The sequence below is a fragment of the Rhizobium fabae genome (assembly GCF_003985135.1).
Lineage (GTDB): Bacteria > Pseudomonadota > Alphaproteobacteria > Rhizobiales > Rhizobiaceae > Rhizobium > Rhizobium pisi.
The window spans coordinates 57,051-76,487 of record NZ_ML133655.1 but is presented as its reverse complement, the minus strand read 5'-3'; the positions used below and the strand labels follow the sequence as shown (position 1 = coordinate 76,487).

Genomic DNA, 19,437 nt, shown 5'->3' with positions numbered 1-19,437 from the left:
CGCAGCAATCCCACGGGTCAAAACTTTGCGAGCCTGGTAAAAACCCTACTCTCTCCTGTTTTTCGCCGGTATTTCTCGTATTGTCGAATCCATCAATAACTAGGGGAAAGTGTGAATGCCGGCTCTGTGGTCGAAAATTGGCCTGTTTCTGTCACTTGCGGGTGCTTTGGCGCCATTGACGGCAATCGCTGAGGAGCAGCCGTTTCAGATCGGCAGCTCGGTCATCAGCGAGATGAAATACAAGCCGGGTTTCGCTCATTTCGACTATGTCAATCCTGATGCCCCAAAAGGCGGAGATCTGCGCCTTTCCGCAAGCGGCGCCTTCGACACCTTCAATCTGCTGCTTGCCAAAGGCCAGATAGCGGTCGGCCTCGCGCTCGTATACGACACCTTGATGAAACCGGCCGATGACGAGCTCCTCGTCTCCTACGGCCTGCTTGCCGAGGGGCTGTCCTTTCCCGCTGACGTATCGAGCGCGAGCTTTCGCCTGCGCAAGGAAGCGAAATGGGCGGATGGTCAGCCGGTAACGCCCGAGGACGTCATCTTCAGCCTTGATAAGACAAAGGAACTCAATCCCCTCACTGGGAACTATTATCGCCACGTCGTGAAGGCCGAAAAGACCGGCGATCGCGACGTCACCTTCACCTTCGACGAAAAGAACAACCGCGAGCTCCCGAATATTCTCGGTCAGTTGGTGGTCGTGCCGAAACACTGGTGGGAGGGGCAGGGACCGGACGGCAAACCGCGCGATATCTCGAAGACGACGCTCGAGCCCGTGATGGGTTCGGGACCTTATAAGATTGCAGCCTTCGCGCCGGGTGCGACGATCCGTTATGAACTGCGCGATGACTATTGGGGCAAAGACCTCAATGTGAATGTCGGCCAGAACAATTTCCGTAACGTTATCTATAGCTATTTCGGCGATCGGGATGTCGAATTCGAAGCGTTTCGCGCCGGCAATAGCGACTATTTGCAAGAGACAACGGCCGCCCGCTGGGCAACGGGATATGATTTCCCTGCTGTGAAGGAAGGACGCATCAAGAAGGAAGAAGTTGCAAATCCGTTGCGCGCCACCGGTATCATGCAGGCTCTCGTGCCCAATATGCGGCGCGACCTCTTTAAGGACGAGCGGGTCCGCGAGGCACTGAACTACGGTTTGGACTTCGAGGAATTGAATCGCACGGTTGCCTTCAACACCTACAAGCGCATCGACAGCTACTTCTGGAACACCGAGCTCGCTTCTTCCGGCCTGCCGCAGGGGCGTGAACTTGAAATACTGCAGGGCATGAAGGATAAGGTTCCGCCCGAGGTCTTCACGACGCCCTATACCAATCCTGTCGGCGGCGACCCACAGAAAAGCCGCGACAACCTCCGCAAGGCGATTGCCCTGCTGAAGGAAGCCGGCTGGGCCCTCAAGGGCAATCGCATGGTCAATACCAAGACCGGCCAGCCGATGAGTTTCGAGATCCTGTTGTCGAGCCCCATACTAGAGCGCTGGGCGGTGCCCTATGCCAACAATCTGAAGAAAATCGGCATAGATGCGCGGGTGCGGACAGTCGATGCCTCGCAAGCGGTCAATCGCGAACGCAGCTTCGATTACGACATGATCTGGAATGTCTGGGCAGAGACGATGAACCCTGGCAACGAGCAGGCCGACTATTGGGGATCCGGCTCGGTTGATCAGCAGGGCTCTCGCAACTATGCGGGCATCGCCAATCCGGCGGTGGATGAGCTCATCCGCATGATCATCTTCGCGCCGAACCGCGATGAACAGGTTGCGGCGATCAAGGCGATGGATCGGGTATTGCTCGCAAACCACTACGTCATTCCGCTGTTCTACCGCGATACTTATAACATCGCCTATTGGAACACGATCACGCATCCAGCCGAATTCCCGGCTTACGGCCTGGGTTTCCCCGAAGCCTGGTGGTCCACCTCGGCAAAATGAGCGGGCTTGCAATGCAGGGGCCCTCGGCTCCAAATGGCACAAGCGAATCACGACAAGCCGGCAGGGCCGGCAAGGGAAGGCTGGCGGATTGAGCGGCATTGGACTGAACGGCAGGCAGACAAGAAGAACATTTCCGGAGGCTGAAGGCTGATGGGCGCCTATGTCATTCGCCGCCTGCTTTTGATGATACCGACCATCGTCGGCATCATGGCGATTTCCTTCATCGTCATTCAGTTCGCGCCGGGTGGCCCGGTCGAGCAGGTGATCGCCCAATTGACCGGCCAGGCCGATAGCGCCGACCAGCGCCTGTCCGGCGGCGGCGACCTCCTGGGAGGCGGCGGCAGTGACGAAGGCTCCAAATACCGCGGCGCCCAGGGGCTCGATCCGGAACTGATCGCCAAGCTCGAAAAGCAGTTTGGCTTCGACAAGCCGCCGCTGACGCGCTTCGGCGAGATGATGTGGAATTACATCCGCTTCGATTTCGGCGAAAGTTTCTTCCGCAACACCTCCGTGCTCGAACTCATCAAGGAAAAGCTGCCGGTGTCGATCTCGCTCGGCATCTGGATCCTGATCTTCTCCTACGCCATCTCTATTCCGCTCGGCATCCGCAAGGCGGTCAAGGACGGATCGACCTTCGACGTCTGGACGTCGGGCGTCATCGTCGTCGGTTACGCCGTGCCGAGCTTTCTCTTCGGCATCCTGCTGATCGTGCTTTTCGCCGGCGGCTCCTTCTACGACTGGTTTCCGTTGCGCGGTCTCGTTTCCGACAATTTCGACCAGCTCGCATGGTGGCAGAAGCCGCTCGACTATTTCTGGCACCTCACCCTGCCGCTGATTTCGCTTTCTCTTGCTGCCTTCGCCACCACGACGCTGCTGACCAAGAATTCCTTCATCGAGGAGATCAAGAAGCAATATGTCGTCACAGCCCGGGCCAAGGGCCTGAATGAGCGGCAGGTGCTCTACGGTCATGTCTTCCGCAATGCCATGCTGATCATCATCGCCGGTTTTCCCGGCGCCTTCATTTCCGCCTTCTTCACCGGGTCGCTGCTGATCGAGAACATCTTCTCGCTGGATGGCCTCGGCCGCCTCGGCTATCTCTCGGTCGTCAATCGGGATTACCCGATCGTTTTCGCGACACTCTACATCTTCTCGCTGCTCGGCCTCTTCGTCAGCCTGATTTCCGACCTGATCTACACCTGGATCGATCCGCGCATCGATTTCGAGCGGAGGGATGTCTGATGGACGCCGCCGCAAATCCCGCCACTGCAACTCCCGTCAAGCCGCCGCGCAAGGGCCTGCTCTCGCCGACCAATATCCGCCGCTGGAAGAATTTCCGGGCGAATGGCCGCGGTTACTGGTCGTTGTGGCTGTTCCTGCTGTTGTTCGTGCTCAGCCTGTTTGCCGAATTCCTCGCGAACGACCGGCCGATCGTCGCCTCCTACAAGGGCGAGATCCTGTTTCCCGTGCTGGTCGATTATCCCGAGGAGAAGTTCGGCGGCTTCCTCGCCGAAACCGACTACCGTTCCTCGGTGATCGCGGATGAAATCAATGCCAATGGCTGGATGATCTGGCCGCCGATCCGTTATTCCTACCGCTCGGTCAATTCAAACATTCCGCATTCGGCGCCGACCGCCCCCTTCTGGCTGATGACCAAGGAGGAGCGCTGCTCCGGTTATCCCCAAGGGGTGAACGATCCCGGCTGCACCCTCGGCAATCTCAACTGGCTCGGCACCGACGACCAGGCGCGCGACGTGCTGGCCCGCGTCATCTACGGTTTCCGCATATCGGTGCTGTTCGGCCTGGCGCTCACCATCTGCTCGGCTGTCATAGGCGTGACGGCGGGCGCGGTGCAGGGCTATTTCGGCGGGCTGACCGACCTGCTGCTGCAGCGTTTCATCGAAATCTGGTCGTCGATGCCGGTGCTCTACATCCTGCTCATCATTGCCGCCATTTTGCCGCCCGGCTTCTTCGTGCTGCTCGGCATCATGCTGCTCTTCTCCTGGGTCAGCTTCGTCGGCGTCGTGCGCGCCGAGTTCCTGCGCGCCCGCAATTTCGAATACGTCCGCGCCGCCCGCGCGCTCGGCGTCAACAACCGCACCATCATGTGGCGCCACCTGCTGCCGAACGCCATGGTCGCGACGCTCACCTTCCTGCCCTTCATCCTCTCCGGCTCGATCACGACGCTGACCTCGCTTGACTTTCTCGGCTTCGGCATGCCGCCGGGTTCCCCCTCGCTCGGCGAGATGATCGCCCAGGGCAAGACCAATCTGCAGGCGCCCTGGCTGGGGCTGACGGCTTTTTTCGCCATGTCGATCATGCTTTCCCTGCTGATCTTCATCGGCGAAGCCGTGCGCGACGCCTTCGATCCGAGGAAGACGTTTCAATGAGTAATATGACAGAACCGCTTCTTTCCGTCCGCGATCTCTCGGTTGCCTTTCATCAGGGCGGCGAGGCCTCGCTCGCCGTCGATCGCATCTCCTTCGATATCGCCAAGGGCGAGGTCGTGGCGCTCGTCGGCGAATCCGGCTCCGGCAAGTCGGTTTCGGCCAATTCGATCCTGCGGCTTTTGCCTTATCCCTCCGCAAGCCATCCCTCCGGTGAAATCCTGTTCAAGGGCAAGGATCTCCTGAAAGCCTCGGAGCGGGCGTTGCGGGAAGTGCGCGGCAACGACATCACCATGATTTTCCAGGAGCCGATGACCTCGCTCAATCCGCTTCACAATATCGAGAAGCAGATCGCCGAGATCCTGGCCCTGCACCAGGGCATGTCAGGCCAGCCGGCGCGGCAGCGCGTGCTGGAATTGTTGAACCAGGTCGGCATCCGCGAGCCGGAGAAACGGTTGAAGGCCTATCCGCACGAGCTCTCAGGCGGCCAGCGCCAGCGCGTCATGATCGCCATGGCGCTCGCCAATCGGCCGGAACTGCTGATCGCCGACGAGCCGACGACAGCACTCGACGTCACCGTGCAGGCGCAGATCCTCGAACTGCTCCGGCAATTGAAGGCCACGCACGGCATGTCGCTGCTGTTCATCACCCATGATCTCGGCATCGTGCGCAAATTCGCCGATCGCGTCTGCGTCATGACCAAGGGCCGGATCGTCGAAACCGGAACCGTCGAGGACGTCTTCGCCAACCCGAAGCACGAATATACCCGTCACCTCCTCGCCTCCGAGCCGCGCGGCGAGCCGCCGCTTGCCGATCCGTCAAAGCCGATCGTGATGGAGGGGTCGGATATCCGCGTCTGGTTCCCGATCAAATCAGGGCTCATGCGCCGCGTCGTCGATCATGTGAAGGCGGTCGACGGCATCGATCTTTCCTTGCGCGCCGGCCAGACGCTCGGCGTTGTCGGTGAATCCGGTTCCGGCAAGACCACGCTCGGCCTGGCGCTTACCCGGCTGATCTCCTCGCAAGGGCGGATCGCTTTTGTCGGCAGGGATATCGCCGGCTATTCGTTCAGCGAGATGCGGCCCTTACGCAACCAGCTGCAGATCGTCTTCCAGGATCCCTACGGCTCGCTAAGCCCTCGCATGTCGGTCGGCGATATCATCGCCGAAGGGCTGAAGGTGCATGAGCGTTCCCTGAGCGCCGAGGAGCGCGACCAGCGCGTCTGCTGGGCGCTGGAGGAGGTGGGTCTCGATCCTTTGACCCGCTGGCGTTATCCGCATGAGTTCTCCGGCGGCCAGCGCCAGCGCATCGCCATTGCCCGCGCCATGGTGCTGAAGCCGCGCTTCGTCATGCTCGACGAGCCGACCTCCGCGCTCGACATGAGCGTGCAGGCGCAGGTGGTCGATCTTCTGCGCGATCTGCAGAAGAAGCACGATCTCGCCTATCTCTTCATCAGCCACGACCTGAAGGTGGTGAAGGCGCTCGCCAACGACGTCATCGTCATGCGTTTCGGCAAGGTGGTGGAGCAGGGCCCGTCGTCGGAAATCTTCCGTGCGCCGAAGCACGATTACACCAGGGCGCTGATGGCCGCCGCGTTCAACATCGAGGCGGTGCCGACGCCCGCCGTGCAGCAGTAAAGAAGACCATGTCCGCACGCCCTCCCGTTCTCGTCGATATCAAGTTCAATCCCGAAGGCGTCGCCCGCGTGCTGAAGACGGCCTTTGCCGATCGCGGCAGCATCAATCTCGCCGATCCCGCCAACCGGGCGCGTGATCTCGGTGATGTCGAATACGCGCTTCTCTGGAAGCCGGATGCCGACCTCTTCCAGCGGGCGCCAAACCTCAAGGCGATCTTTTCCGGTGGCGCCGGCGTCGATCATATCATCGGCATGGCCGGCCTGCCCGAGATCCCGATCGTCCGTTTCGTCGACCGCAGTCTGACGACCCGCATGAGCGAATGGGTCGTCATGCAATGCCTGATGCATCTGCGCGCGCAATACGCCCATGACATCAGCCAGCGGCAGCGCCAATGGGCCAAGCTCGACGCGCCGGAGGCAGCGGAGGTCACGGTTGGCGTCATGGGCCTCGGCATTCTCGGTCAGGATGCGGTCGCCAAGCTGAAAGTGATGGGTTTCGACGTCATCGGCTGGTCACGCAGCCGCAAGCACATCGACGGCGTCGAAACCTTCGACGCAAGCGAACTCGACAGCTTCCTGGCAAGGACCGATATCCTCGTCGGCCTGCTGCCGCTGACTGCGGAGACGACAGGTTTCTATGATGGCGGGCTCTTCAAGAAGCTCCGCCGCGATGGTGCGCTCGGGCGGTCGGTCTTCATCAATGCCGGCCGTGGTAAGAGCCAGGTGGAGGCCGATATCGTTTCCGCGATCCGTGAGGGCACCCTTGGCGGCGCTTCCCTCGATGTCTTCGAAACGGAGCCGCTTGCCGCCGACAATCCGTTATGGGGCTTGGAGAACGTCTTCATCACGCCACACGACGCGGCCGTCTCCGAAGAAAACGCGTTGTTCCGTCACGTTGAGGCACAGATTGCCCGCTTCGAGCGCGGCGAGCCGCTGCAATTCGTGGTCGACCGCGCGGCCGGCTATTAGGCCCTTTCCAGGAACCTTCCAGACGACCACCCGTTTCCTCTGTGGAGTTTTTGCGGCCGGATCGGCCGCCAGGACAGCGGAAGGAGACGATGATGGCGCATCAGACGGAAACACGCTGGGAAAAGTCCGATGGCAAGCTTCACCGGGAAGAACAGATCCCGCCGGTGAAGGCAAGGCAGGGGCGGATGGGATATCGCATCCTGATAGTGCTGCTCGCCGCTCTGGTGCTTGCTTTCTTGGTGTGGATACCGGTCGAGATCTGGGGCAAGCGTGAGGCGAACCAGGTGGCGCCGCAACAGCCAGGGCAGCAACTCCAGTCGCAGCAGCCTGACGCGGCGCCTGCGCCGACGCTGCAGAACGGCAAAACAATTCCGACCGAGACTGAGAACACGACACCGCCCTCTTCTGGTGTCGCGCCCGCAACACCAGCCCAACAGCCAGCACCGGCCCAATAGGCGTTCGAGTGAGAGCTCTCGCATCCCGCCGCAGTGCTGCGGCGGGATGTTTATTGTTTTGTCTGGACTTTCTCTGCCGATTTTTCGATAAGAAGGCGCACGAGCCGGTTTCGTGCGCCCGGCCGGAGCTTAGCAGCCCATGAGAACTTGGCAGCGCCTGACCGGAGTGGACGGGGGCAGGAATTATGGCCAAGACTGATATCGCGAGACGCGTCTACAATCACGCTTGGAAACTCGACCCGATCGTCCGCAGTCTGATCGATACCGACTTCTATAAGCTCCTGATGCTTCAGATGATCTGGAAGCTCTATCCGGACGTGAACGCTTCCTTCACGCTCATCAACCGGACCAAGCGCGTGCGCCTGGCCGAGGAGATCGACGAAGGCGAATTGCGCGAACAGCTAGACCATGCCCGTACCCTGAGGCTCTCCAAGAAGGAGATGATCTGGCTTGCGGGTAACAGTTTCTACGGCCGCGCGCAGATCTTCGAGCCGGAATTCCTGGCCTGGCTTTCCAACTTCCAGCTTCCCGAATACGAGCTGTCAAAGAAGGACGGGCAATATGTCCTGGATTTTCATGGATCCTGGAAAGAAACCACCATGTGGGAGATCCCCGCACTTGCCATCGTCAACGAGCTGCGTTCGCGATCGGCGATGAGGGCTCTCGGCCCCTTCACCCTCGATGTCCTCTATGCCCGCGCCAAGGCGAGGATGTGGTCGAAGGTCGAACGGTTGAAGGAGCTGCCGGGCCTGCGCATCTCGGATTTCGGCACCCGCCGCCGTCATAGCTTCCTCTGGCAGCGCTGGTGCGTCGAGGCGCTCAAGGAAGGTATCGGTCCGGCCTTTACCGGCACCAGCAATGTATTGCTGGCGATGGATTCCGATCTCGAGGCCGTAGGCACCAACGCCCACGAGTTGCCGATGGTGGCCGCCGCCCTAGCGGAAACCGACGAGCAGCTGCGCAACGCGCCCTACAAGATCCTGCGCGATTGGAACAAGCTCTATGGCGGCAATCTACTGATCGTCCTGCCGGATGCTTTCGGCACCGCGGCCTTCCTGCGCGACGCGCCGGAATGGGTTGCCGACTGGACCGGCTTCCGCCCGGACAGCGCCCCGCCGATCGAAGGTGGCGAGAAGATCATCGACTGGTGGAAGAAGATGGGCCGCGATCCGCGCCAGAAGCTCTTGATCTTCTCCGATGGCCTCGATGTCGATGCCATCATCGATACCTACCGACATTTCGAAGGCCGCGTGCGCATGAGCTTCGGCTGGGGCACGAACCTGACCAATGATTTTGCCGGCTGCGCGCCCACCGAAATATCAGGCCTCAACCCGATCTCCGTCGTCTGCAAGGTCAGCGACGCCAACGGCCGCCCGGCGGTAAAACTCTCCGACAACCCGCAGAAGGCAACCGGAGAGCCGGCGGAGGTCGAACGTTACTTGAAATTCTTCGGCACAGAGGACAGGGTCGATCAGACCGTCCTGGTGTAAGTCCGGGACGGCACGGCGCCATCCCGCGGTGCATCGGCATGACCAGCCATCGCATCTTCGATGGACCAGCCGAAGCGCCAGGCGTCGAACATCGAATACCATTCCTGCAGATCGGTGATCGGCAAAACATCCGGCTTCGACATCGGATTGTCGGCCAGGCTGCGGCCAAGGGCACGGTCGCGCACGCCGCGCTCCTGCATCTCAAGCAGAGTCTCGAACATCATCACCCCGGTCTCCCGTTCCATGGGGTTTATGCAATCATGCTAATGAAGCATTGTCGAGTCCGGATGTGACTGTTCCGGTTTTTCACAGGATTAGCCCCAATTCGCTATTTCGGGGATGAGCTCAGCCGAACCGGCTCGGGCCATTCGATCGCGATCAATGAAATGGCGTGACGGGGAGGCTTGGCTTCCTGGCTGGGGTCCGCCGCCAAGCCTCCCGGCTGACCGAATCTTTTGAAAGGCGGCAGCGCCGACAAATTGCCGCTTTCCGCTCGTGCCGATCCAACTGTTATGAACGCGAGAGTTAACCGGAGGTTAATATCCACCGGCCTCGTCTCAATCCAGTTCAACCCCTCAGCACAGACCGGCGGGCATCCTCTCGAATTTAGGCAGCCAGTCTGCGAAACCGCGTTCTGATCCGGTCGAGATAGTAATGGCCGGGAGACGGCGCTGCCGTCATCGCACGGGCTTCCGAGGAGGGAACGCCTTCGAACAGACGTTCCTCGCCGTTCTTGAAACAAATCCTGAGCCGCCCGTCTTCCTGGCTGAAATAGACGGATTTGATGATCTTCGACTTTACCGAAAGTTCTTCCACCTGTTTTACCTCTGTTTTTTTGAATTTGGCAGAAGGTAAACCCAAACGTGCAAAGACGCGGTGAAGCCGCATGGTAAAAATTCAGGAATCTTGCGATGCGCTGTCAGCCTTCGACATATTCTTGGTTCCTCGGCACATTGATAACCCGCCCCGCATTTGACAGCCTTATATTTCGATGGCGATATCTTCCCCAAGGGCCCTCCGCTTTCGGCGGGGCGCCATTCCCTTTCGCTCTGCTCAGGACGATGGGCGAACGCTTGGCTCGAGTAATTTCAATACATCGTCTGATGTAAGCTCATTTCGGCCGTGGCCCTTTGCGAGGGGGCAATATTTGGGATGCTGTCCCGGCGCGTTTGCATCATCTCTGCAATCATGTCGGCATCCCTTTCGTCGATGCCGAACAGGCCGAAGCGGAGTTGATAGCCCCAATTGGTGCCGGCCTGCGTGAAGGAGAGCCGCCCCAGCAAAGGTCGGATCGGGGTTTCCTCGGCGGGCTGCCAATCGACGTCCCGCCGCCAGGGCCTGAACCCGGTTTCCATCTCCACCTGATAGGGCGATACATCGCGCGCCATGCCGATCGCGGTAAAGGCCTGCAGACGGTCTTTGCCGCCAAAAGTCACAGTCGGGGAATAATAAATCACCCGGTCGCCCGGCCTGATCCGCCTGAGCGGTGCAGCCTTTCCGTGACAAACCTGCATAAAGCCGGCGCGGCGACCGATCCGGACATGCTCCGCCGAGGCAACGGCGATCCAGGCGTGCGCCATGCTCACATCTCCTCGGTCAGGGCGTAGACACGCAGACGATGTCCGTCGGGATCGACCGCGACGAAGCTCCGGCCGAAATCAAGTTCGGTCGGCGGCAGGGCGATGGTGGCCCCCTTCGCCCGCCACTCCGCATGAGTGGCATCGACGGCATCGCGGCCCTTCACCTTGAAGCCGATCTCGCAGCCGCCGCCGGAGGTCGTGGGTGCAGGCTCCACGCCCGTCTTGTCCCACAGCCCCAAGGCGAGACCGGATGGAAGAACGAACAGAACGAAAGTCGGGCTCACCTCTACCGGCTTGCTCCCGAAAAGCCCTGCATAAAATTGCGCGCTGGCGGTGGGGTTCGTCACATAGAGAAGAATGTTGTTGGTATCGGTCACAAGAGGCTCCAGTCGTTTGTTGGACTGGTATGACCCTATGATGAGACACTGCCAGTTTCTGGCAGTATCATGCGTTCCCACCGGAAATTCCCTGCATGTCCCGCCACTGTTTGAGCAATGCCTGTCGACGCTTGGGATAGCGCGTGTCGAGCACCTGCACGTCGGCGATCCGGTCCGTGCGGAAAGAGCGAAAGTCCTGGCGCAGTTCGCACCAGCCGAGCAGCACGCGTACCTGATCGAAGAAGGCGAGTGCGAAGGGCCAGACCACACGCTCCGACCCTGCGCCTGCTCCATCGCGATAGGACAAGGACAGTTTTCGTTCGGTGCGGATCGCCTTGCGCAAAAGCGCCGGATCGAACGCGTCGGCGGGGATTTTGACACCCGGCCCGATCAAAAGGGCCGAAGCGTCCAGTTCGTCGCGCAGATCAGATGGCAGCACGGCAGCGATGCGTGCCAGCGCGCTTCGCGCCGCATCGCTCAAGCGACCGTCCGCCCGGTCCGCCACCCATCGGGAACCCAGCACGAGCGCTTCGATCTCCTCCGGCGGAAACATGAGCGGCGGCAGAAGGAACCCCGGCTTCAAGATATAGCCGACGCCCGGTTCGCCCTCGATGGTTGCGCCCTGCGCCTGAAGACTGGCGATATCCCGATAGAGCGTGCGAATGCTGACGCTGATTTCGTCGGCCAGCAACTTGCCGCTCACCGGCCGGCGGTGGCGGCGCAGCGCCTGAAGAAGGTCGAAGAGGCGTTCGGAACGGGACATGCAGGCAAGCTTATATCTGCTTGCCACTGCTAAATAGTGGCAGCGCGGAATTTGGTGTGACCGCAACCGTGCGGCAATCGGCGGGGTTTGCGTTGTTATCTCGCTCTGGCGAGAATCAACTGAAATGGCGGACAGGGTGGGATTCGAACCCACGGTACGCTTTCACGTACACACGCGTTCCAGGCGTGCGCCTTAAACCACTCGGCCACCTGTCCTTTTTTGGCGTTCGCGCCCGGATAGGAGCAAATCGTCGGAACGGCGCGATATATACCGATGAATTTTCGCCGATCAACCCAAATCTAACAGTTTTTTGACTTCTTCCGATAAAACTCCCCTCGGCCCATCCCATTGTGCTTCACCTCATCGACGATTATGTAATTCTCAAGGTGGAGAATGGCGCGGCCGGCCGGAATTGTCCGGCATATCGAGCGTCGGAGGAATTGATGCGTTTCCTGTTGCGTCTGGCGAGTCTTGTCGCGCTTGCGGCGGCCGTTATTGCCGGGACCATCGATTCGATACAGTCGGTTGCGGCCTCCGCCGTGGTGATGACGCCGATTTCCGATGCCTGGCAGGATGTGAGCCCGGCGACGCTGACCTCGCTGCAATCCTCCCTTTCCTACTATGTCCATCCGCGTTTCTACACCTTCATCTTCCAGTGGCTGATGCTCCAGCCGGCCTTTGCCGTTTTCCTGGTGATCGCGCTGCTGCTCTGGATGATCGGCTACAAGAAGCCGCCGGTAGCCGGCCGTTTCACAGCATAGAAAGACGGTTTTGCCGGCGCGATCCGGGTGGCTGCCGCCGCTTCCGTGCGCTCTGCATTTTCCGCCAAACTGGCTAGAAAATCCGCATCCAGGCGGAGGAAATGTCCAAAGATCAGGCCGAAAGAGTTGATTTTCGGCAATCTCTGCAAATCTTTACCAACCGAAAAATTTCTGGTGAATTTTTCCGTGAGCCATGCAAGGATGCGCGCAGCCAGGCCTCCGGGGGGAGGTCGGTGGTTCCGCAGACATGTCCGAAAAGGGCTTGCGGGAGGACCCCTAACAAATAGCAACAACAGGGCTGCAACTCATGAAAAAATCCCTTCTTACCCTCCTTGCCATGGCTGCCATGTCGACGACGGCGCTTGCCGCCGATGTCAAGCCGGCGCTGGTTTACGGCACTGGCGGGAAGTTCGATAAGTCCTTTAACGAAGCGGCCTACAACGGCGCGGAAAAGTTCAAGGCCGAGACCGGCATCGCCTATCGCGACTTCGAGCCGACCGGCGACACCCAGGGTGAACAGGCCATCCGCAACTTCGCAAGCCGCGGTTTCAATCCCGTGGTTGCCGTTTCCTTCGCCTGGACCTCGGCCATCGAGAAGGTCGCAGCCGAATTCCCCGATACCAAATTCATCATCGTTGACTCCGTCGTCGACAAGCCGAACGTCCGCTCCGTCGTCTACAAGGAAGAAGAAGGCTCCTACCTCGTCGGCGTTCTCGCCGGCATGGCCTCCAAGACCGGCAAGGTCGGTTTCGTCGGCGGCATGGACATTCCGCTGATCCGCAAGTTCGAGTGCGGCTACGAGCAGGGCGCGCGCGCTGCCAAGGCCAGTATCGAAGTCTTCCAGAACATGACCGGCACCACCGGTGCGGCCTGGAACGACCCGGTTCGCGGCGGTGAGCTGACCAAGAACCAGATCGACCAGGGCGCCGACGTCATTTACGCGGCAGCCGGCGCGACCGGTCTCGGCGTTCTCCAGACTGCGGCCGACAACAAGAAGCTTTCGATCGGCGTCGACTCCAACCAGAACCATCTGCACCCGGGCTCGGTCCTGACCTCCATGGTCAAGCGCGTCGATCTCGCCGTCTACAACGCCTATACCGACACCAAGAACGACAAGTTCACCGACGGCGTCCAGGCGCTCGGCGTCAAGGAAGACGGCGTCGGCGCTGCGATGGACGACAACAACAAGTCGCTGATCACCCCCGAAATGCAGGCCGCCGTCGACAAGGCCAAGGCCGACATCATCGCGGGAACCATCAAGGTTCACGATTACACCTCGGACAACGCTTGCCCGAAGTGATCCGCGCCCGAAAGTGATCGACGATTGAGATCGGGCGTATGGCGGAGGGGATTTTCGCCATACGCCCTTTTCTTATTTGGAGCCTGCAGTGACAGATAAGCCCGCTATCGAGCTTGTCGGCATCGATAAGAAATTCGGTGCCGTCCATGCCAACAAGGACATCAACCTCACCGTTGCCAAGGGGACGATCCACGGCATCATCGGTGAAAACGGTGCCGGCAAATCGACCCTGATGTCGATCATCTACGGTTTTTACCATGCCGATAGCGGCGAGATCCGCGTTAACGGCAGCCCTGTTACCATCCGTGACAGCCAGGCGGCGATCGCTGTCGGCATCGGCATGGTGCACCAGCATTTCATGCTGGTCGATAATTTCACGGTGCTCGAGAACATCATGCTCGGCGCCGAAGGCGGCATGCTGCTGGCGAGGGGCGTCGCATCGGCTCGCGCCGAACTCAAACGGCTGGAAACGGAATATGGCCTCGAGGTTGATCCCGATACGCTCATCGAAGAGCTTCCGGTCGGCCTGCAGCAACGCGTCGAAATCCTCAAGGCCATGTATCGCGGCGCCGAGATCCTGATCCTCGACGAGCCCACAGGCGTGCTGACGCCGGCGGAGGCCGATCACCTCTTTCGCATTCTCAAGGTGCTGCGCGACCAGGGCAAGACGATCATCCTCATCACCCATAAGCTGCGCGAGATCATGGCGATTACCGATACGGTCTCCGTCATGCGCCGCGGCGAAATGGTCGCGACCCGCAAGACGGCGGAAACGACCGTGGAGGAGCTCGCCGAGCTGATGGTCGGCCGCCGCGTTCTGCTGCGTGTGCAGAAGGGCGAGGCGAAGCCGGGTGCCGCTGTGCTCTCCGTCCGCAACCTCACGGTCAAGGACAATCGCGGCGTCACCATGGTCGACAACGTCTCCTTCGACGTCCGCGCCGGCGAGATCGTCGGCATCGCTGGTGTTGCCGGCAACGGCCAGTCCGAGTTGCTGGAGGCAATCGCCGGCATTCGCAAGCCCACCTCCGGCGAGATCCTTCTCGACGGTCAGACGATCGACAAGGCCGATCCCGCTCGCCTGCGCGATCTCGGCCTCGCCCATATTCCCGAAGACCGCCACCACATGGGCCTGGTCTTGAAGTTCGAAGAATATGAAAATTCGGTCCTCGGCTACCATCGCCGTCCAGGCTATAGCCGCGGCCCCCTGCTCGATCTCGACGCGATCCGCAAGGATGCCATGGAGAAGATCGAAAAATACGACATCCGCCCGCCGAACCCGCGGCTGAAGACCGCGAATTTCTCCGGCGGCAACCAGCAGAAAATCGTCGTCGCCCGCGAGATCGAACGCGATCCGAAGATGCTGATCATCGGCCAGCCGACACGCGGCGTCGATATCGGCGCCATCGAATTCATCCACCGCCGGATCATCGAAATGCGCGATGCGGGCAAGGCTATCCTGCTCGTCTCCGTCGAACTCGATGAGATCCGCGCCCTTTCAGACCGTATCCTTGTCATGTTCGCCGGCCATGTCGTCGGCGAGAAGACGCCCGATGCCGGTGAACAGACCCTCGGCCTGATGATGGCCGGCATTGCCGCGTGAGGCCTTTATGAGCACCGCTTCCGTTCCGCTACCAAACTGGATCAACTACGGCCTGATCCCGCTTTTGAACCTCATCGTCGCCTTCCTGATATCAGGCTTCGTCGTCTGGCTGATCGGCGAAAGCCCGCTTGCCGCTCTCTCGCTGCTGATCGAGGGCGCCTTCGGCAGCGGCGAGGGCCTAGGCTTCACACTTTACTATGCAACGAGTTTCATATTCACCGGTCTGTCCGTAGCCGTTGCCATCCATGCCGGCCTCTTCAACATCGGCTCGGAAGGCCAGGCCTATGTTGGCGGCCTCGGCTGCGCGCTCGTTGCGCTGGCGCTCGACAACTACATGCCCTGGTATGTGACGATGCCGATCGCCGTCATAGGCGCTGGTATCTTTGGCGCAGCTTGGGCCTTCATTCCGGCTTTCCTCCAGGCCAAGCGCGGCAGCCACATCGTCATCACGACGATCATGTTCAACTACATTGCAGCTGCCCTCATGGTCTATCTGCTGGTGCACGTGCTGATCGTGCCGGGCAAGATGGCGCCCGAAACCCGCACCTTCCTCGAGGGCGGTCAGCTTCCGAAGCTTGGCTGGATCATGAGCATCTTCGGAGCCAAGCTGGGTGCAGCACCCTTCAACGTCTCCTTCATCATCGCCCTTTTTGCCGCCTGGTTTGTCTGGATCCTCATCTGGCGCACCAAGCTCGGCTTCGAGATGCGCACGCTGGGGGTTAGCTCGACGGCTGCGGCCTATGCCGGCATTCCCTATGCGCGTATCGTCATCATCGCCATGCTGCTTTCCGGCGCACTGGCCGGCATGATGGCGCTGAACCCCGTCATGGGCTCGTCCGCCCGTCTTCAGGTGGAGTTCGTCGGTGGCGCCGGCTTCGTCGGTATCGCCGTATCGCTGATGGGCCGCAATCATCCGCTCGGCATCATCTTCGCGGCAATCCTTTTCGGCATTCTCTATCAGGGCGGCGACTGGATCTCCTTTGAGATGCCTAATATCACCCGCGAAATGATCCTCGTCATCCAGGGCTTGGTGATCCTGTTCGCCGGTGCGCTGGAATATATGTTCCGGCCGGCGATGGTGCACCTCTATCAACAGTTCGTGCGAGCGTGAGGAGCGGACGATGGATTATTATGAAATCTTCATCAGCGTCCTGAGCTCGACCATCCGACTGTCGATCCCGCTGATCTTTACCGCCCTTGCCGGTCTGTTTTCGGAACGCGCCGGCATCTTCGATATCGGTCTCGAGGGCAAGATGCTGGGCTCGGCTTTCGCCGCCGCCTGTGTCGCCTATCTCACCGATTCGGCCTGGCTGGGGCTCTGCGCCGGCGTCGCCTGCTCGGTGGCGCTCAGCCTCGTCCACGGCTTTGCCTCGATCACCAACCGCGGCAATCAGATCGTGTCGGGTGTGGCGATCAACTTCTTCATCGCCGGCATCACCATCGTGCTCGGCCAGGCCTGGTTCGGCCAGGGCGGACGTACGCCGCAGCTGCCGCCGGATGCGCGTTTCGCGCCGATCATCCTGCCGGGTGCCGATGCCATCCATGATGTGCCGATCATCGGCCCGCTTTATGCCGGCGTCATATCGGGCAACAATATCCTCACCTATCTCGCTTTCCTTGCCGTGCCCTTCTCCTGGTGGGTGCTCTACCGCACCCGCTTCGGCCTCAGACTTCGCGCCGTCGGCGAAAACCCAGGCGCGGTCGATACGGCAGGCATCTCGGTCGCCTGGCTGCGCTATCGCGCCGTCATGTGCGCCGGCATCCTCTGCGGCTTTGCCGGCACCTATCTCGCGATCGCCCAATCCGCCGCCTTCATCAAGGACATGTCTGCCGGCAAAGGCTATATCGCGCTCGCCGCTCTTGTCTTTGCCAAGTGGAAGCCGGTGCCTGTGATGTTCGCCTGCCTGCTCTTCGGCTTCCTCGATGCGCTGGCGAACTTCATGCAGGGCAAGTCGGTGCCGCTGATCGGCGAGGTTCCGGTGCAGGTCTTCCAGGCGCTGCCCTATATCCTCACCTGTGTCCTGCTTGCCGGCTTCATCGGCGTCGCCATCCCGCCGAAGGCCGGCGGCGTGCCCTATACGAAGGAGCGTTGACCATGTCCCATGATCTGTTCGAAGCCGCCCGCGGCGCGATGGCCTTCGCCCATGCGCCCTATTCGAAATTCCCGGTTGGCGCGGCAATCCGCGCCGAGGACGGCAAGGTCTATACTGGCGCCAACATCGAGAACCTCTCCTTTCCGCAAGGGTGGTGCGCCGAGCCGACGGCGATCAGCGCCATGATCATGGGCGGGGCCAAGAAGATCGTTGAAATGGCTGTCATCGCCGAGAAACTGCCGCTCTGCCCGCCCTGCGGCGGCTGCCGCCAGAAGATCTCCGAATTCGCATCCAAGGACACGAAGATCTACCTCTGCGACGAGGCGGGCGTGCAGAAGACCATGACGATGGAAGAGCTTCTTCCCTTCAGCTTCGAGACGGAACTCGGATGAAGGCGACGGTCAGCCTGCTCGCCGCATTGCTCGGCGGCATCAAGCCACGCCACGGCATCGTCCTCGGCTCCGGTCTCGGCTCGCTGGTCGGAGAGTTGGAGGGCGCCGTCCGCGTCCCTTACAAGGATCTGCAGGGCTTTCCCGTCAGCGCCGTCTCCGGCCATGCCGGCGAGGTGGTCGCCGGCCGTCTCGGCGGCGTGCCTGTGGTGATGCTCTCCGGCCGGGTGCATTATTACGAGAAGGGCGATGCCAGCGCCATGCGCCTGCCGATTGAGGTCTTGAAGGCGCTCGGCGTCGAGGCGCTGATCCTGACCAATTCCGCGGGATCGCTGCGCGATGACATGCCGCCCGGTTCGGTGATGCAGGTCACCGATCATATCAACTATTCCGGCATGAACCCGCTGATCGGCGAGGAAAGCGATCATCGCTTCGTCGGCATGACCAATGCCTATGATGTCGGCCTCGCCGCGGCGATGCAGAGGGCGGCGGCAAAGCTCAAGATCGAGCTGGCGCAAGGCGTCTACATGTGGTTCTCCGGTCCGAGCTTCGAAACGCCGGCCGAAATTCGCATGGCGCGCCTCCTTGGCGCCGACGCCGTCGGCATGTCGACGGTGCCCGAGGTCATCATTGCAAGAATGCTGGGCCTGAGGGTTGCAGCCGCCTCCGTTATCACCAACTATGGGGCAGGCATGACCGGCAATGAGCTCAGCCATGAGGAAACCAAGGACATGGCGCCCATCGGCGGCGCCCGTCTCGCCGCCATATTGAAAGACATGATTGCGGCTAGAACAGGATGATTTTAGGCCGGGTCGGCCTAAAATCTGAATCCTGTTCTCAATTATATAGTTAGAGCATGATGTCATGAGAAAACCGCTCACACTTTTCGGCATCATGCTCTAGAGGAAATGAAGATGAATAGCCATTCCATCCGGGAAACGGCGGCCGTTGCCCTTTCCCTTCTCGATCTTACCAATTTGAAGGACGATTGCACCGAGGCGCAGATCGATGTGCTCTGCGCCCGTGCGCAGACGCCCTACGGCAACAGTGCCGCGATCTGCATTTGGCCGCGCTTCGTCGCCTATGCCCGCAATATCCTCGGCACCGGCCATGCCGTACGCATCGCGACCGTCGTCAACTTCCCCTCCGGCGATATGGAGGTGGCCGATGTCGCCGCCGAAACGCGCGAGGCGATCGCCGATGGCGCCGACGAGATCGATCTGGTCATCCCCTATCGCAAGCTGCTTGCCGGCGATGAGAAGTCGGTGACCGACATGGTCAAGGCGGTGCGCGCCGAATGCACCGGTCCCGTCGTTCTGAAGGTTATCATCGAAAGCGGTGAGCTGAAGGATGCTGCAGTGATCCGCCGTGCCTCCGAACTTGCCATCGAAGCCGGCGCGGATTTCATCAAGACCTCCACCGGCAAGGTTGCCGTCAACGCGACGCTCGAAGCTGCCGACATCATGATCCGTGCGATCCGCGAGAGCGGCCGCAGGGTCGGCTTCAAACCAGCCGGCGGCATCGGCTCGGTGGCCGATGCCGCGCTTTATCTGAGTCTTGCCGAAACCATCATGACGCCGGACTGGGCGATGCCCTCGACCTTCCGCTTCGGCGCCTCCGGCTTGCTTGACGATATCCTGGCGGTTCTGAGTGGAGCGCAGCCGGCACCTGCTGTGGCGTCGAGCTATTGAA

At 60.7% G+C, this 19,437-nt stretch carries 20 protein-coding genes and 1 tRNA gene; 15 read left to right on the top strand and 6 right to left on the bottom strand.

Going from position 1 to position 19,437, the window contains the following annotated elements; translation table 11 throughout:
• The first annotated feature begins 115 nt into the window (after window positions 1-115).
• From EFB14_RS22325 to pncB, 7 genes are all read left to right on the top strand, one after another.
• On the top strand, window positions 116-1,948 hold the full coding sequence (locus tag EFB14_RS22325) for an extracellular solute-binding protein (RefSeq protein WP_126828915.1): 1,833 nt from the start codon (window positions 116-118) through the stop codon (window positions 1,946-1,948).
• Window positions 1,949-2,098: 150 nt separating this feature from the next.
• On the top strand, window positions 2,099-3,187 hold the full coding sequence (locus EFB14_RS22320) for a microcin C ABC transporter permease YejB (protein WP_125846659.1): 1,089 nt from the start codon (window positions 2,099-2,101) through the stop codon (window positions 3,185-3,187).
• Window positions 3,187-4,335, top strand: coding sequence for an ABC transporter permease (locus EFB14_RS22315; protein ID WP_125846658.1), 1,149 nt, complete (start codon window positions 3,187-3,189; stop codon window positions 4,333-4,335). The genes EFB14_RS22320 and EFB14_RS22315 overlap by 1 nt, the downstream gene beginning before the upstream one ends.
• Complete coding sequence (locus EFB14_RS22310; protein ID WP_126828914.1) at window positions 4,332-5,969, top strand: ABC transporter ATP-binding protein; 1,638 nt, start codon at window positions 4,332-4,334, stop codon at window positions 5,967-5,969. The genes EFB14_RS22315 and EFB14_RS22310 overlap by 4 nt, the downstream gene beginning before the upstream one ends.
• A gap of 8 nt (window positions 5,970-5,977) precedes the next feature.
• Window positions 5,978-6,937 (top strand): 2-hydroxyacid dehydrogenase, encoded by a 960-nt coding sequence (locus EFB14_RS22305; RefSeq protein ID WP_126828913.1) that lies wholly within the window; start codon window positions 5,978-5,980, stop codon window positions 6,935-6,937.
• 89 nt (window positions 6,938-7,026) lie between these two features.
• Complete coding sequence (locus EFB14_RS22300; protein ID WP_183604897.1) at window positions 7,027-7,392, top strand: hypothetical protein; 366 nt, start codon at window positions 7,027-7,029, stop codon at window positions 7,390-7,392.
• A 185-nt stretch (window positions 7,393-7,577) separates the two neighbouring features.
• A complete protein-coding gene (gene pncB / locus EFB14_RS22295) occupies window positions 7,578-8,882 on the top strand; it encodes a nicotinate phosphoribosyltransferase (RefSeq protein WP_125846654.1) in 1,305 nt (434 codons plus the stop codon).
• Here pncB and EFB14_RS22290 read toward each other — a convergent pair.
• The 6 genes from EFB14_RS22290 to EFB14_RS22265 all read right to left on the bottom strand — a co-directional run bounded on the left by EFB14_RS22290 (window position 8,864) and on the right by EFB14_RS22265 (window position 11,817).
• Window positions 8,864-9,103 (bottom strand): CrpP-related protein, encoded by a 240-nt coding sequence (locus tag EFB14_RS22290; protein ID WP_125846772.1) that lies wholly within the window; start codon window positions 9,101-9,103, stop codon window positions 8,864-8,866. The genes pncB and EFB14_RS22290 overlap by 19 nt on opposite strands.
• Before the next feature lie 385 nt (window positions 9,104-9,488).
• Window positions 9,489-9,698, bottom strand: coding sequence for a KTSC domain-containing protein (locus tag EFB14_RS22285; RefSeq protein WP_064693370.1), 210 nt, complete (start codon window positions 9,696-9,698; stop codon window positions 9,489-9,491).
• A 272-nt stretch (window positions 9,699-9,970) separates the two neighbouring features.
• Entirely contained in the window at window positions 9,971-10,462 is a 492-nt protein-coding gene (locus EFB14_RS22280; RefSeq protein ID WP_126828912.1) for an EVE domain-containing protein, read from the bottom strand.
• 2 nt (window positions 10,463-10,464) lie between these two features.
• On the bottom strand, window positions 10,465-10,839 hold the full coding sequence (locus EFB14_RS22275; RefSeq protein ID WP_126828911.1) for a VOC family protein: 375 nt from the start codon (window positions 10,837-10,839) through the stop codon (window positions 10,465-10,467).
• 67 nt (window positions 10,840-10,906) lie between these two features.
• Entirely contained in the window at window positions 10,907-11,602 is a 696-nt protein-coding gene (locus tag EFB14_RS22270) for a helix-turn-helix transcriptional regulator (protein ID WP_126829037.1), read from the bottom strand.
• Window positions 11,603-11,727: 125 nt separating this feature from the next.
• A tRNA-Ser gene (locus EFB14_RS22265) sits at window positions 11,728-11,817 on the bottom strand.
• Between the two features lie 228 nt (window positions 11,818-12,045).
• On the opposite strand from EFB14_RS22265, the gene EFB14_RS22260 reads away from it, so the two are divergent.
• The 8 genes from EFB14_RS22260 to deoC all read left to right on the top strand — a co-directional run bounded on the left by EFB14_RS22260 (window position 12,046) and on the right by deoC (window position 19,436).
• Window positions 12,046-12,363 (top strand): hypothetical protein, encoded by a 318-nt coding sequence (locus EFB14_RS22260; protein ID WP_126828910.1) that lies wholly within the window; start codon window positions 12,046-12,048, stop codon window positions 12,361-12,363.
• A 307-nt stretch (window positions 12,364-12,670) separates the two neighbouring features.
• Window positions 12,671-13,663: a BMP family lipoprotein gene (locus EFB14_RS22255; protein WP_126828909.1), complete on the top strand. Its 993-nt coding sequence runs from the start codon at window positions 12,671-12,673 to the stop codon at window positions 13,661-13,663.
• Window positions 13,664-13,751: 88 nt separating this feature from the next.
• Complete coding sequence (locus tag EFB14_RS22250) at window positions 13,752-15,263, top strand: ABC transporter ATP-binding protein (RefSeq protein ID WP_126828908.1); 1,512 nt, start codon at window positions 13,752-13,754, stop codon at window positions 15,261-15,263.
• Window positions 15,264-15,270: 7 nt separating this feature from the next.
• Window positions 15,271-16,374: an ABC transporter permease gene (locus EFB14_RS22245; RefSeq protein WP_126828907.1), complete on the top strand. Its 1,104-nt coding sequence runs from the start codon at window positions 15,271-15,273 to the stop codon at window positions 16,372-16,374.
• A gap of 10 nt (window positions 16,375-16,384) precedes the next feature.
• Window positions 16,385-17,356: an ABC transporter permease gene (locus EFB14_RS22240; RefSeq protein WP_125846645.1), complete on the top strand. Its 972-nt coding sequence runs from the start codon at window positions 16,385-16,387 to the stop codon at window positions 17,354-17,356.
• 2 nt (window positions 17,357-17,358) lie between these two features.
• The gene (locus EFB14_RS22235; protein WP_003589240.1) at window positions 17,359-17,748 is read left to right on the top strand and encodes a cytidine deaminase; all 390 of its coding nucleotides are present in this window, start codon (window positions 17,359-17,361) and stop codon (window positions 17,746-17,748) included.
• Complete coding sequence (locus tag EFB14_RS22230; RefSeq protein WP_126828906.1) at window positions 17,745-18,545, top strand: purine-nucleoside phosphorylase; 801 nt, start codon at window positions 17,745-17,747, stop codon at window positions 18,543-18,545. The genes EFB14_RS22235 and EFB14_RS22230 overlap by 4 nt, the downstream gene beginning before the upstream one ends.
• A 114-nt stretch (window positions 18,546-18,659) precedes the next feature.
• Window positions 18,660-19,436 (top strand): deoxyribose-phosphate aldolase, encoded by a 777-nt coding sequence (deoC, locus tag EFB14_RS22225; RefSeq protein ID WP_126828905.1) that lies wholly within the window; start codon window positions 18,660-18,662, stop codon window positions 19,434-19,436.
• The last annotated feature ends 1 nt before the right edge of the window (window position 19,437 follow it).